Source organism: Staphylococcus sp. IVB6214 (genome assembly GCF_025558585.1).
GTDB lineage: Bacteria > Bacillota > Bacilli > Staphylococcales > Staphylococcaceae > Staphylococcus.
Genome location: NZ_CP094723.1, coordinates 920,135 through 934,043, shown reverse-complemented (window position 1 = coordinate 934,043; position 13,909 = coordinate 920,135). Strand labels below are relative to the sequence as shown.

The 13,909-nt window shown below is 34.6% G+C and carries 17 protein-coding genes; 1 reads left to right on the top strand and 16 read right to left on the bottom strand.

The genetic code is table 11. From position 1 onward, the window contains the following. Window positions 1-85 precede the first annotated feature (85 nt). The 9 genes from dprA to MUA51_RS04520 all read right to left on the bottom strand — a co-directional run bounded on the left by dprA (window position 86) and on the right by MUA51_RS04520 (window position 7,054). Window positions 86-958 carry a DNA-processing protein DprA gene (gene dprA / locus MUA51_RS04560; protein ID WP_262560681.1) on the bottom strand — a complete coding sequence of 291 codons (873 nt, stop codon included), beginning with the start codon at window positions 956-958 and terminating at the stop codon, window positions 86-88. A 98-nt stretch (window positions 959-1,056) separates the two neighbouring features. Beyond that, entirely contained in the window at window positions 1,057-1,965 is a 909-nt protein-coding gene (sucD, locus tag MUA51_RS04555; RefSeq protein ID WP_095116363.1) for a succinate--CoA ligase subunit alpha, read from the bottom strand. Between the two features lie 21 nt (window positions 1,966-1,986). Continuing rightward, on the bottom strand, window positions 1,987-3,153 hold the full coding sequence (gene sucC / locus MUA51_RS04550; protein WP_262560679.1) for an ADP-forming succinate--CoA ligase subunit beta: 1,167 nt from the start codon (window positions 3,151-3,153) through the stop codon (window positions 1,987-1,989). Between the two features lie 219 nt (window positions 3,154-3,372). Further along, complete coding sequence (locus MUA51_RS04545) at window positions 3,373-3,642, bottom strand: hypothetical protein (protein WP_262560678.1); 270 nt, start codon at window positions 3,640-3,642, stop codon at window positions 3,373-3,375. A 218-nt stretch (window positions 3,643-3,860) separates the two neighbouring features. Beyond that, complete coding sequence (locus tag MUA51_RS04540) at window positions 3,861-4,052, bottom strand: hypothetical protein (RefSeq protein WP_262560677.1); 192 nt, start codon at window positions 4,050-4,052, stop codon at window positions 3,861-3,863. A 201-nt stretch (window positions 4,053-4,253) separates the two neighbouring features. Beyond that, window positions 4,254-5,039 carry a ribonuclease HII gene (locus MUA51_RS04535; protein WP_262560676.1) on the bottom strand — a complete coding sequence of 262 codons (786 nt, stop codon included), beginning with the start codon at window positions 5,037-5,039 and terminating at the stop codon, window positions 4,254-4,256. After that, window positions 5,023-5,907, bottom strand: a complete 885-nt coding sequence (ylqF, locus tag MUA51_RS04530; RefSeq protein WP_262560675.1) for a ribosome biogenesis GTPase YlqF — start codon at window positions 5,905-5,907, stop codon at window positions 5,023-5,025. Before ylqF ends, MUA51_RS04535 begins: the two co-directional genes overlap by 17 nt. 217 nt (window positions 5,908-6,124) lie before the next feature. Beyond that, on the bottom strand, window positions 6,125-6,493 hold the full coding sequence (locus MUA51_RS04525) for a nuclear transport factor 2 family protein (protein WP_262560674.1): 369 nt from the start codon (window positions 6,491-6,493) through the stop codon (window positions 6,125-6,127). Between the two features lie 18 nt (window positions 6,494-6,511). Beyond that, window positions 6,512-7,054 (bottom strand): NAD(P)H-binding protein, encoded by a 543-nt coding sequence (locus tag MUA51_RS04520; protein ID WP_262560673.1) that lies wholly within the window; start codon window positions 7,052-7,054, stop codon window positions 6,512-6,514. Between the two features lie 178 nt (window positions 7,055-7,232). On the opposite strand from MUA51_RS04520, the gene MUA51_RS04515 reads away from it, so the two are divergent. Further along, entirely contained in the window at window positions 7,233-8,123 is an 891-nt protein-coding gene (locus MUA51_RS04515; protein WP_262560672.1) for a LysR family transcriptional regulator, read from the top strand. A gap of 183 nt (window positions 8,124-8,306) precedes the next feature. Here the strand turns inward: MUA51_RS04515 and MUA51_RS04510 are convergent, their stop codons facing one another. The 7 genes from MUA51_RS04510 to MUA51_RS04480 all read right to left on the bottom strand — a co-directional run bounded on the left by MUA51_RS04510 (window position 8,307) and on the right by MUA51_RS04480 (window position 13,798). Further along, window positions 8,307-8,723: a cupin domain-containing protein gene (locus tag MUA51_RS04510; protein ID WP_262560670.1), complete on the bottom strand. Its 417-nt coding sequence runs from the start codon at window positions 8,721-8,723 to the stop codon at window positions 8,307-8,309. A gap of 27 nt (window positions 8,724-8,750) precedes the next feature. Next, window positions 8,751-9,392, bottom strand: a complete 642-nt coding sequence (locus MUA51_RS04505) for a putative quinol monooxygenase (RefSeq protein ID WP_262560669.1) — start codon at window positions 9,390-9,392, stop codon at window positions 8,751-8,753. Window positions 9,393-9,462: 70 nt separating this feature from the next. Then, on the bottom strand, window positions 9,463-9,984 hold the full coding sequence (locus MUA51_RS04500; protein ID WP_262560668.1) for an NAD(P)H-dependent oxidoreductase: 522 nt from the start codon (window positions 9,982-9,984) through the stop codon (window positions 9,463-9,465). A gap of 212 nt (window positions 9,985-10,196) precedes the next feature. Beyond that, window positions 10,197-10,850: a Crp/Fnr family transcriptional regulator gene (locus MUA51_RS04495; protein WP_262560667.1), complete on the bottom strand. Its 654-nt coding sequence runs from the start codon at window positions 10,848-10,850 to the stop codon at window positions 10,197-10,199. Between the two features lie 99 nt (window positions 10,851-10,949). After that, window positions 10,950-11,177: a heavy-metal-associated domain-containing protein gene (locus MUA51_RS04490; protein WP_262560666.1), complete on the bottom strand. Its 228-nt coding sequence runs from the start codon at window positions 11,175-11,177 to the stop codon at window positions 10,950-10,952. 79 nt (window positions 11,178-11,256) lie between these two features. Then, on the bottom strand, window positions 11,257-13,107 hold the full coding sequence (locus tag MUA51_RS04485; protein ID WP_262560665.1) for a heavy metal translocating P-type ATPase: 1,851 nt from the start codon (window positions 13,105-13,107) through the stop codon (window positions 11,257-11,259). Between the two features lie 451 nt (window positions 13,108-13,558). After that, a complete protein-coding gene (locus MUA51_RS04480; RefSeq protein ID WP_262560664.1) occupies window positions 13,559-13,798 on the bottom strand; it encodes an ATP-binding cassette domain-containing protein in 240 nt (79 codons plus the stop codon). Window positions 13,799-13,909: the final 111 nt, after the last annotated feature.

The window sequence follows — 13,909 nt, the reverse complement described above, 5'->3', positions numbered from 1 at the left end:
AATTTCTGATTACAAATGTAAATGATAAATGCTCAATTTTGTTTTTGTCAATGTTTTACCATTATTTTGCAAGGCTTTTCCAAAATTACTGACAATAATCCTTCAAAATATCATTTTCTGACAAGACGACTTCTGCTCCTTCTTGAATTCTCAACATATTCCCTTTTGTAAATGGATTATACATATCACCCGGCAATACATATACGTTGCGATTTTGTTCAAGTGCGTGATCGACCGTAATCAGTGCACCACTCCGTTCTTTTGCTTCAGTGATAAATACACCCTTGGAAAGCCCACTAATAAGACGATTCCTTTCGGGAAAACGAAAAGCTGCTGGTGATACAAATGGTGGATATTCACTTATCGTTAAATGGACACGATCCATATAGTCCCGTATGGACTTCGTTTCTTTCGGATAGTGATGATGATGCCCGAATCCTAACACACCAATCGTCGAACATCCATGTCGAATCGCCAATTGATGTGCACATGCATCTGCACCTTTAGCAAGCCCTGATACAATCGTTAAATGTGCTGAAGCGAAATGTGGCATGATATTATTTAATACTTTGTTCGTATATTGAGTATGCTTGCGCGAACCCACAATGGCAAGTGTTTGAGTATGTGTTAAAAGTTGCAGTTGTCCACGACAAAAAAGAATAGGTGGAGGATCATAAATGTGTTTTAAATGTGGCGGATAATTCGGAGCGTTTAAACTGATGATACTGATATATTCATTTTGTAGTTGTTGCTCAATCATTCGTAAGTCTATATCACGTAATTGATTGATTTTTCCTTGAATGCTTTTATCTCGATGTGACTCTAGTGTGTCAATTAATGTCGATTGGTTCCCCTTTATTGACTCTACGTTCGGGAAAAATTTGTGGATTTGTCGTGTCGTAAATCCACTATATACTAAGAGCAAAAGCAATTGTTCTAATGTTAAGTTATTTGTCATATGTTACCTCCAATCACAAAATACAAAAAAGCAGGGCTTATCCCTAATGCAAAAGGATAATGCCCCACCCAAATATTTGTTACATGTGTTAATATATCTTATTTTTTAACTGTTAAAAGTGATTCGTAAATACCCGCTTCTTTTGCAGCATCGATTAATGTTGCACCAATTTCAGATGGTGTTGCTGCTGTCTTAATACCACAGCTATTTAAAGTTTTAATCTTTTCTGCTGCTGTTCCTTTACCACCAGAGATAATCGCACCGGCATGACCCATGCGTTTTCCTGGAGGTGCTGTTTGACCACCGATGAAGCCAACAACTGGTTTAGTCATGTTTGCTTTCACCCATTCTGCTGCTTCTTCTTCAGCAGTACCACCGATTTCACCAATCATAACAACAGCTTTTGTTTCTTCATCATTATTAAATGCTTCTAATACATCGATGAAGTTTGTACCGTTAACTGGGTCTCCACCGATACCAACCGCTGTTGATTGACCAATGCCTTCTTCAGTTAATTGATGAACCGCTTCATAAGTTAATGTACCAGAACGAGATACAACACCTACGTGACCTTTTTTATGGATATACCCTGGCATAATACCAATCTTCGTTTCATCAGAAGTAATGACACCTGGGCAGTTAGGTCCGATAAGACGTGTCTTTTTACCTTCTAGGTAGCGTTTTACTTTCACCATATCTACAACCGGAATGTGTTCTGTGATACAGATTGCTAAATCTAACTCTGCATCCGCACATTCTAAAATTGCATCTGCAGCGAATGGTGCTGGTACGTAAATAACAGAAACTGTTGCACCTGTTTCATTTTTAGCTTCTTCAACTGTGTTGAATACAGGCACACCTTCTACCACTTGTCCACCTTTACCTGGTGTAACACCTGCTACGATTTGCGTGCCATATTCTAACATTTGTTTAGTATGGAAAAGGGCAGTTGACCCTGTAATACCTTGTACGATAACTTTCGTATTCTTATCTACAAATACACTCATTTTAGTTGTCCCATCCTTTCCTTACGCTTCGTTTACAAGTTTAACGATTTTTTGTGCACCTTCAGCCATTGTGCTTGCAGGTTCAATCGCTAAGCCTGATTCTTCCAAGATTTGTTTACCTTGTTCTACGTTTGTACCTTCTAAACGTACAACTAATGGTAATGTAAGGTCTACTTCCTTAACAGCTGCTACAATACCTTCAGCGATGACATCACAACGCATGATACCACCAAAGATATTTACGAAAATACCTTTAACATTTTCATCACCTAAGATGATTTTGAATGCTTCAGTAACTTTTTCTTTTGTAGCACCGCCCCCTACGTCTAGGAAGTTGGCTGGCGTACCGTTGAAATGGTTGATTGTATCCATTGTCGCCATTGCAAGACCTGCACCATTTACCATACAACCGATGTTCCCATCTAAAGCGATGTAAGAAAGGTCATATTTTGATGCTTCGATTTCTTTTGGATCTTCTTCTTCTAAGTCACGTAATTCTTGAATGTCTTTATGACGGAATAATGCATTATCATCAAAGTTAATCTTAGAGTCTAATGCTAATACGTCTCCTTCACCTGTTAAAACAAGTGGGTTAATCTCAACGATTGAGCAGTCTTTTTCAATGAACACATTGTATAGTGAAATTAAAAACTTAACTGCTTTGTTGACAGATTCTTTAGGAATATTGATGTTGAATGCGATACGACGTGCTTGGTATGGTGCAAGACCTACCACTGGATCGATTGTTTCTTTGAAGATCTTCTCTGGAGACTTCGCAGCTACTTCTTCGATCTCAGTTCCCCCTTCTTCAGACGCCATTAAAGTTACACGATCTGTTGCACGGTCGATAACAAAACCAACATAGTATTCTTTCTTGATGTCTGCGCCTTCTTCAATGTAAAGACGTTTCACTTCTTTACCTTCTGGACCTGTTTGATGTGTTACTAAAACTTTACCTAATAACTCATTCGCATAAGTTTCCACTTCTGATAAAGACTTGGCAATTTTAACACCGCCTGCTTTACCACGGCCCCCTGCATGGATTTGTGCTTTAACAACATAAACATCTGTGTCTAATTCTTTTGCCTTTTCAACAGCTTCTTCAGCCGAGAAAGCAACACGCCCCTCTGGTACTGCTACGCCCATTGAGCGAAAGATTGCTTTTCCTTGATACTCATGGATATTCATACTCCATCCTCCTGTTTCTTAAGGTTAAGTTCATAATCAATTATAAAAAATGTAAGCGCTATTGTAAACAGATACATACTACTTTCATATGATTCGTTTTTTGTATCCCCAATCATTCAAAACACAAATCTTCCTAAGTATTATGTCCTACATGACATTGCACAAATAAAAACAACACCTTGTTATGTTGTTCACAAAGGTGTTGTTCATCATTCATGTTTATTTTTCAGTTTGGAATGTCACTTGTGTATCTTCATCCATAGGAACACTTACGATTTTTTGATCGTCTTCGGCAGACTCTACGACAAAGTTGTGTTCTTTTAATACACGAATAAGATCTAGTTGTGACAACTCTTCTACTGATACATTTAAATTTTCTTCAATTTCATTTTTGATTTTTGCTAATGCTGATTCATCTTCAGTAATCTCAGTTTCTTTCTCTTCAAAGTGTACTAAGACTGAATAAAGCTTTTGTAATGTTTCATCCATAAATTAACATATCCCTTTCTTTTTGGCATGTATATATTTAGTAAAACATAAAATGACTTGTTTGAAAACTATTTAACATGATAACTTATTCAGCAATTTCCACTCGACCGTGATGGTATTGCACTTTTTGGCCTTTTTGTATTTTTTCATAATCTGACTTTAGTAACACAATTAATCTTTATCCACAACTTCACCTTTCAAACTATCATCACCAAATGTCATGTATGGGGACGATATACGTGAATATCTTTACCGTCTTTGACAAAGAATGGTGTCATCTCATCTTCAATAATATGTTCATATACATCATCTAAGTTGGTATAGGTATGTTTCAGTTCTCCTTTTTCTTTGTATGCGCTATCTACTTTCGGATAATCTTCGTCTCCATTGTTTAACACTTCATAATACACGAGTTCATGTCTGTGTTTTTGATATGCTTCATCATCTGGTGCAGAAACAGGCGCTTCTCTCCCACATGCACGCTATAAATAAAATGCCAATTGTTGTAATTTTTTCATTATATCTAAATATGGTTCAAATTTCGAAAAACAAAAAGATCCTATCTCTCTGTGTTTAGATACAAAGAAACAAGACCATTTAAACATAATTATTTATTGATACTTTGATTTGATTGGTTCAAAAGACAGTCGATGAATTGGGCAAACACCTTGAGTTGCTAAGCCGTCCAAATGCTTTGCTGTGCCATAGCCTGCATTGTGTTCAAAATCATAACCGGGATAAGTTTTAGCATATTCGACCATCATTTCATCTCGATAGACTTTGGCAATGATACTCGCCGCAGCAATAGAGACACTATTCGCATCTCCTTTTATAATATTTTGCTGAGGTGCGTCAAGATTCTCCAATGTCATCGCATCAATTAAAAAATGCGTAGGTTGCACTGATAGATCATTGATTGCACGATACATTGCAAGTTTTGTTGCTTCATAAATATTGAGCGCATCAATTTCTTCAACTGTCGCAATACCCATTCCCCACGCACAAATATTATCTTTCAATGATTGGTTCAATGCTTCACGTTTCGTTGCATTCAACTGTTTGGAATCATTAATCCCAATATGTTGATGGTTCGGCTCCAAAATGACAGCACTCGCTACAACTGGACCTGCCAAGGGGCCGCGTCCCACTTCGTCAATGCCACATATCAAAGCATTTGGATGTTTTTCTAGAATATCTTGTTCATATCGCGACATTCTTTCATACTGTTCCAACAATAGCGCTTGCTTCTCTAATTGTTTTCGACGAGATCGAAACGCTGCTTGCACACCTTTTCGTGTATCTTGAGCATCAGGGTGATTAGCTAACCCTTCAATTGTTTGCACATTTGCAAGTAACTGTTTAATTTCTTGAATTGTTTTCTTATGATTCGCCGTCATCTTGTGTATCCTTCATTTTGTCATATAAGTCAAAACAATAAGCACCAATTTTCGCATTTCGGATATCATTGATAATCAATTCAATGACCGCTTCATAATCCACTTCATTTCCACGTTGTAAAAGACCACGTTTACGGCCGATTGCATCAAACCATTCTAAGTTTTCTGCATCTCTCGGTATATCCACTTTATAATGCTTAATCAAGCTGTCATAATCATGTTCAATCAAAAAGTTTAAACCATATATCGCCACTTCATCTAAATGCACGATGCTATCTTTAATCGCACCAGTCAGACTGAGTTTTTTACCGATCAATTGGTCTTCAAACTTCGGCCATAAAATCCCCGGTGTATCTAACAATTGTAATGATTTCCCAACCTTAATCCATTGTTGTTGCTTCGTCACACCCGGTTTATTTCCCGTCTGTGCAATAGAGCGATTCGCTAACTTGTTAATTAATGTTGATTTCCCTACGTTTGGAATCCCAACAATCATTGCACGAATCGCACGGGGTTTCAGGCCTTTTGCCTTTTCACGTTCAAACTTCTCTTTTGTCGCTTCGATTGCAGCTGCTTCGACTTGTTTTAAACCTTTCCCATGCTTAGCATCTACCGCAACTGAAAGTGCACCTTTCTCCTTGAAAAAAGCAAACCATTTGGACATTTCACTTTCTTTAGCCATATCTTTTTTATTTAAAATCACAACACGTGGTTTCTGTTGAATCACTTCATCTATCATAGGGTTTCGTGAACTATATGGAATACGTGCATCCACTAATTCAAATACGACATCAACTTTTTTTAGTTGTTCTGTCACTTCACGTCTTGCTTTTGCCATATGTCCAGGGAACCATTGGATTGTTGCCATGATATATCTTCCTTTCATTTTTAAAACTAATATATCTAATTCATCTCAATATTTTAGTTCATATAAAAACTGTTTACACTACCATAATATGCTATAAATCCCCAATAACAGTTTCTATTAACTTAGATTATATTGTATCATGATTTGATTCATCATTCTTTGCAATTTATAGACATATCGGAAGTTTTTATTTCAATTATTCATAGCACGCTCTCTCTTAATATGTAGAGGCAATTGTGTCGACGATTATCCATTGTGATTCATGCTTTTCCAAATGTAACACTAATTGTAGTGGCCATGTATGTCGGCTACCATATATACGAGCATCAACTAGATTTCTAGAATGGACTGCTGCTTGATCAGCATCCATCATTATTTTTACGTCTTCTTCTTTTGCTGAAAAATACCTCATTCTTTCATTATTAATTTCAGACAACCATTCCTTCTTCGGCTGTGTATAACCTGTCATATGAACGAGATAATAATCATCCGATAATATTTTATTTAAAGTATTTGTATCTTTATCAATCATACTTTTATAAAATTCTTTATAAAGTTTTAAAATATTTGTTCGTTCTTCAGACATGATAGACTCTCCTTCTGTTTATTCTGGTCTATGAATACCAACACTATCATTAATATAACTCTCCGGATTCTTGAGCAATTCTAATACAAAATTTGCAATTGCTTGACGTGAAATATTATGACCTTCAAACAACTGACCCTTTGTTGAAATAGTATATGTATCACTTCCATTATCAAACCATCCTGGACGTATAATCGTGTAATCTAATCCACTTTTTTCGATGATATCTGCCGCTTTACGATAAGGGGTTAAAAAAGAGTTAAATTTTAAGTTACCATTACTTCCAATATGGTTAGGAATTTCATTATAAATACCCATTGAAGAAATAAAAATGATACGTTTCACATGTAGTTCATACATCGTATCAGCGATCACTTTTGCCATTTCATCTAATCTTCCTGATAAAGCTACAAATACAGCATCTTGCCCTTCAATCGCTTTACGTAATTCTTTTTTATTCAATACAACGCCATGCATTGCAATTTCTCTAGTTGTATCAATATTGAGGCGATCTGAATGTCTTGAAAATAATGTAAGCTTCCAATTTGTTTTTTCAATCAATGTTCTTCTCAATTGTTAACCTAGCGATCCTGTTGCACCAATGATTGCTATTTTCATAAAAACATCACCTTTCAAAAATAATTTACTTAATGTATATATTTATTGTAAAATAGCTTTATAAAAAAATCTAATCGATATATTTGATTACCGATAAAATATTCTTATTAGGATGAGCATAATGAATTCCAAACAAATTGATTGTACTTTAGAACTTGCAAAAACCAAAAATTTTAATCAAGCAGCTAAAAATTTATTCATCACACAACCTGCACTCTCATATCAGATTAAAAGTTTAGAAAATGAAGTTGGCTTCTTGATTTTTGAACGTTCTACAAAAGGGGTTCAATTGACGTTGGCGGGTATTGAATTTTGTGAGCGAGTCGCCTATATCAAGGAGGAAGTTAAAACATGTATTGAAGATTGTTTAAATATTAATCATAATTACAATGATGTTATAAGAATATGCGTACCATATCGAACAGCCATTCATTTTCTTTCAGATGCTATAGAAAGTTTCAAAATATCACACCCAAATATTTTTATTGAGGTAACAATAGATCCTCAACCATATCAATACCAACAATTCATTGAAGGTAAATATGATTTATTTTTTGGAATACAATCTACTTTAACTTCACATAAAGAGATTAATATCATTCATTTATATGACAGTCATATATTTTTAGTTGTAAATAAGGACGATACATTAGCACAATTTGAAAGTGCGTCTAGTCGTGATCTTATTAATCATACCTTACTCGTAGGGGGTGGAAGTCCTCCCGAATTAAGACAGCTTCAAAATAGCATTATGTCACAATTCCAAATATCTACATTAACAAGCGCTAATCATGAAACAACGCTAATTAATATTGCAGCAAAACGTGGTGTTTGTTTGATACCTGGACTGCTGAATGATTTTAATCAAGAATTTTCTTGGATTCCTTTTGAAACTTCAACTACAATTCCATGTGTCTTATGTCGACATCAAAATGATTCAAAGGAACACATCACAGACTTTATTGCATTATTGCAAGATTTCTATATAAATCACAAAACAACTAAATTTTAAATGAAAGTATAAAAGCAACGACTATCACATTTTTTATGCAAGTCGTTGCTTTTATATAGATTACATTTTGATTAAAGAAACGAAAAATTATATTACTTATTAGTCATTCATATCTATCGTAAGATTATATCAAAATACAATATCTTAAAATTTAAACATGACTTACTACTATTTTGTTAGCTTTTAGCTATGTTTTATGTTTGCTTCCTCATATTCTTTATTGCTAACTGATTCATAAAATTCACTTGACCCTGCTGTAATAGCAATATGGCTAAACCAAGCATCATTTGTTGCACCATGCCAATGTTTAACACCTTTTTCTGTTACAACGACATCCCCAGCTTTTAAAATGCGTGCTGTTTTACCTTCTTCCTGATACAATCCTTCTCCACCTGTTACCAATAAAATTTGATAACCATCTAAATGTACATGCCAATTATTACGACACCCTGGCTCAAAAGTAACATTTCCAACACTTGTTGAATCATCTGGAGATTGTGCCAATAACGCTAGATAGGATTGGCCAATAAAATAATCACCGTATGGATTATCTTCTCCTAGATTAAATAATGGCTTATTTTTAACTTCTTCATGTTTCATGACTCATCATTCCTTATATTTATATTTTTAGGTGTTATATGATTGCGTTACTAACATTTCCTCTGACAAAACTTGTAGTTCTTTATAATGAACCAGATCTTTACTTTTCTGGATATACGCTTTAAATTGGGCTGTTTCTAAATGAGCATCATATGCCTCATCATTTTGATATATCTCAAAGAAATACCATGTATTTGGGTTTTGGTTATCAATTCCTGCATATAATAAAAGTGTTCCTTTTTCAGCCGCAATACTCCATTTCATAAATGGTAAAACCATATCAGCAAACTGATGATTATTAGAAACTTTAACCGTCGCAAGTCGAACTGACAAATCTGTTTGTTCATATATATTTAATGGTTCAGACTTTTGAAGAAAAACTTTCGGATTTAACGTAATGACTTCACTGCTTTTAACTGCTACTTTGGCTAAATCACTGAACACTTTAAAGTGAGATGAATTTATATGTTTTTGATATGCTTTATCACTTTCATAACGTTCAACGACAATTTTTTGATTAGATTCAGTTGGTAAGTGTGCAGTAAACATACCAAGTGTACCTTCTTCTAACTGTATAGATTGTTTAAAATTATTTTTTCCAACTTCAAAAAATTCATCTTGATAGCTATCTTTTATTTCCAATTTGAACACTCTAAATATTTCTGTCATATCCATCACCTAATTTTAAAGTTTCGGACTGCTCATATTTTTTAACAATAATCTAATTTTTATAGAACATTTAAGATAATTCATTTAGACGTTTAACATATTCTTTTGAAGCTTTTTCTAAGTCATCATCTGCCAAATTGGAAGTACCTGCTACCACAAACGGTGCTTCAAATTCTAAACCTGTTAGGTACTTGATTGTAAAAATAGGTTTTAAAAGTTCTTCTGTTGTCGCTTCAACTCGTCCACTTTTTGTATAACTTTCAGCAGGAGAACCTTGAGAAACTGCTAGTATCACCTTCTTACCTTGTAACGCATTGCCTTCCGAGCCATAAGCCCACCCATACTCTAAAACTTGGTCAAACCATTCTTTCATTAATGATGGTGTTGAATACCAATACATTGGAAATTGGAAGACAATACGGTCAACATCTTTTAACACTTCTTGCTCTTTTTTAACATCAATTTTCCAATCTGGATAAAGGTCATAAAGGTTACGCACTTCAATTCCTGCTTTTTCAGCTGCTGTTGATAATGCGCGATTCACACGAGATACATTTATATTTGGATGAAATAAAAAAATTGTCGTTTTCATAATATGCCTCCTTTGTATGTATATCTTCACTTTACTAATTATAGTTAAATATACGTCAATCATCTTATATTTTAATATATTTATATTGAAATTATTAATGTTTTGTTTTCAAATTCAATCTTGTTCTCAGACTATAATTTTAAGACGCTAAAAAAGATGTCATAACCATTCACATATACTTTGCAAAGGTTTTGACATCTTTAATCAGTTATTCATATATTTTCAAGTTCTTCTACATCTACAATTGAAATGTTGCGCCCTTTTCTTTTGATACAACCGAGTTGCTCCAAATACTTTAACTTTCGAGATAACGTTTCGGGTGTTGTTCCTAAAAATGTCGCAAGGTCTTTCATCGACATCGGAATAACCACCTTATCACTCTCTTCAGCAGTCATAAGATCTATCAGATATGATGCCAACCGTTCTTCTACCTTCTCCATTGAAAGGAATTGCGTTTGTTGCTCTAATTGAAGGACTTTCTGCATATTAAATTCTAATAGTTTCATTGAAAGTTGTGGATAGTCTACTAATATCTCATTAAAATCTTGTTTACTAATTGAACAAATTGTCGTTTTGTTTAATGCTTCACCAAAGCGCGTATCATTCTCTACACCAAACAGTTGGCTTTCTCCTTCATAACTCCCCGGTTCTACAACGCGTAATAGTTGTTCTTTACCATTACTCGATAACTGGTAAATTTTCATATTTCCATCAGCAACAATATATAATTGTTCATCACCTGGCTGGAAAATGACATCTCCTTTTTCATAATACGATACCTTTGCACGTGCATTAATCTTCGCTAAATCTTCATGATCGAGTTGATGGAATAATGGGACCAATGATACACATAGATGTTCTGACATCAAATCCCTCCTCTGAGCTTGTTTATCTATCTTTAGTCTACCGCACTCAAACTTTAAATTGAAACATTTGATATCAATGACTCATGTATACACATGTGGTTATTTTTCAGTTGCTTTTAAAACTTCATATCCCATTGATTCGATCGCATTTACAATTTGATCCAACTTCAATATTTCTGCGTCAAAGTCTGCTTTTACTTTGCTTGCATTGAACATTACTTTTACAGTTTCTGCATGAACACCTTCTAATCGTTTCATTACAGCTTCTATTTTCTGAATACATGATGGACAAGTTAGCGTTTCTAATTTTATTATTGCTTTTTTCATAATAATCTCCCTCTCATATTTGTTATATTTATCGTATCAATTCTTCATCAATATAAAATTGATATCTATTAAGTTTTCATTATTTTTGTTTAAAATTTAATAATCGCATTCCATTTAATATTACGACCAATATACTTGCTTCATGAACAAACATCCCAATTGCCATATTCATCCAACTACTGAAAATAATACTCAAAAGAAGAACGAGTACGACGAGTAGTGCAATAATAATGTTCTGTATCATATTTCTTCTAATGGCTTTGGCTAATCCAATCGCATGCGGTAAGTGCTGAAAGTCTTCATTCATTAGGACAACGTTTGATGTTTCAATCGCAACGTCCGTACCCGATCCCATTGCAATACCAATATCAGCGACTGCAAGAGATGGGCTATCATTAATCCCATCACCAATAAATGCAACTGTTTCACCACTATCTTGCAACTGACGTACAACGGCTGATTTTTCATCAGGCAGCATGTTGCCGTATCCATCTGTTAAGTTCAACTTTTCAACTACACGATCAACAGTTCCTTGATTATCCCCTGACAGAACAATACGTTTTTTTACACCTAGTTTATTTAATCGTTCCAAATCTTTTTGAAGACCTTCACGAACTTGATCTTGTACACCATTGATTAATGCGATGTGTCTATCAATCACTGTGATAATAATTGTATGTCCTTCATTTTCAAGTCGTTTTATGTCTAACTTGATTGATTCCGGTATTGTTATTTCATATTGTTCTAAGATTTGACGATTTCCAATGATAACTTGTTGTCCATTGATAGTTGCAGTCATACCGCCACCTTTTACAACAGTTAAATCATCGATATCATACTTTTTAGCTGAACCATATTGATCTATAATGGCTCTAGCAAGCGGATGATTAGATGAGGCTTCTATACTCACGAGATATGACATGGCTTTCTCTGGGTCATCAGTATAAAAGATTTCTTCGTTTACACGTGGCATTCCATAAGTCAAAGTACCCGTTTTATCAAATAAAATTGTATCAATATGACTCAAGCGGTGAATCACTTCACTACCCTTTAACAGCACACCATTTTTAGCACCGTTTCCGAGTCCAGCAACATTTGATACAGGAACACCGATAACGAGTGCACCCGGACAGCCAAGTACAAGAATTGTAACAACTAATTCTATATTTCTTGTCATTATCCAAATAACCATTGCCAAAATTAGAATGAACGGCGTATAGTATTTCGCAAAATGATCGATAAAACGTTCTGCTTCTGATTTTGAATCTTGTGCCTCTTCAACTAACTCAATAATTTTTCCAAATGTTGTTTCTTCTCCTATGCGTTCTGCTTCCACATGTAACATACCGTCTTCTAAGATTGTACCTGCAAAAACTTTTGTACCAATTTTTTTCGTGACAGGTATTGACTCTCCTGTAATACTCGCTTCATTAACTGTGCCGTTTCCGTATGTGACAACACCGTCTACGGGCACACGCTCACCTGTTTTAACAAGTAACGTATCTGTTACATCTATCTCATCAATATCTGTCTCGACAAACTCTCCGTTTGACTCCTGTCGAAGCGCTGTTTCAGGTGATAGTTCTACAAGATTTTGAATGGCAGAACGCGTTTTATTTAACGTTCGTTGTTCTAGATATGATCCGAGCAAGAAAAGAAATGCGACTACTGCCGATTCTTCAAAGTTCTTAATAAAAAGTGCACCAATAATAGCAATTGAGACAAGTAAGTCAATACTGACTATTCGTACTTTCAACGCCTGAATGGCTTGTACGAATATCGGTGCACCTCCAAGTAGCGATGCAATAATTAATAGTATCTGAACGATAGTCTTATATCCTGAGACCAAATGAATGAAAATTGCTAAAGCAAGTAAGATTGTCACAATAAGTAGTAATTGATATTTGTATTTCAAAATAGCCTTTTGCATATGATGACCTCCTTGTTATCTCAAGGATAATCAATTGCGCGATGAAAATAATTGTTTAGTATCAAGTTTTAAATAATTTAACAAAAAAAGGGAGTGGGACAGAAATCCTTTTTGCTATAAAAGATTTCGTTGTCCCACCCCGGCAAGGGTGACTAGAAGTTTTGCAGTAGCTGATTGATATGTGACTACGTTTACTTAATAAACTTGTCACACATCTAATCATCTTTGCAGGGGCACTACGACAAAATCATTATAAATGTTTATGATTTTTGTAGTGCTCCCAAAGTTTGTAAAAACGCATTTTCACTTCAGACGCCTACTGCCATTACACTTATTTCTACATCTTAAAAGCAAGGAGCTGAGCACTATGTCCCAGCCCCTACGAGTTAATCGTTTATATATCATAAATGTGTATCCTGAACAATGATGTTAAAAACACGATTCTATTCCTTTAAAACTTCCCATTTTTAATTCGATTAAAAAGCGTAATAATCATTAAAACAAAAGTACTCATTAAAAATTCTTGAAAAAACAGACCAATGATATTGATTAGTGTTGATTTTCCACAACCAGACGTTCCAACAATCGCCACAAAGTCCTCTTTTGCAATTTCCAATTGGATACCTTTTAATACTTCTGTTTGTACTTGTCCTTGAGTATATGTCTTGATCACATTACTTAATTTAATCATCATACATCACCAATCAATTTCTCTTATAACAATGAGTTAACCCGAAATGTAAACGTTTACAATATTATTATATATTTGCCTTCATTATACGAAAAGGGTATGTTTTACAAC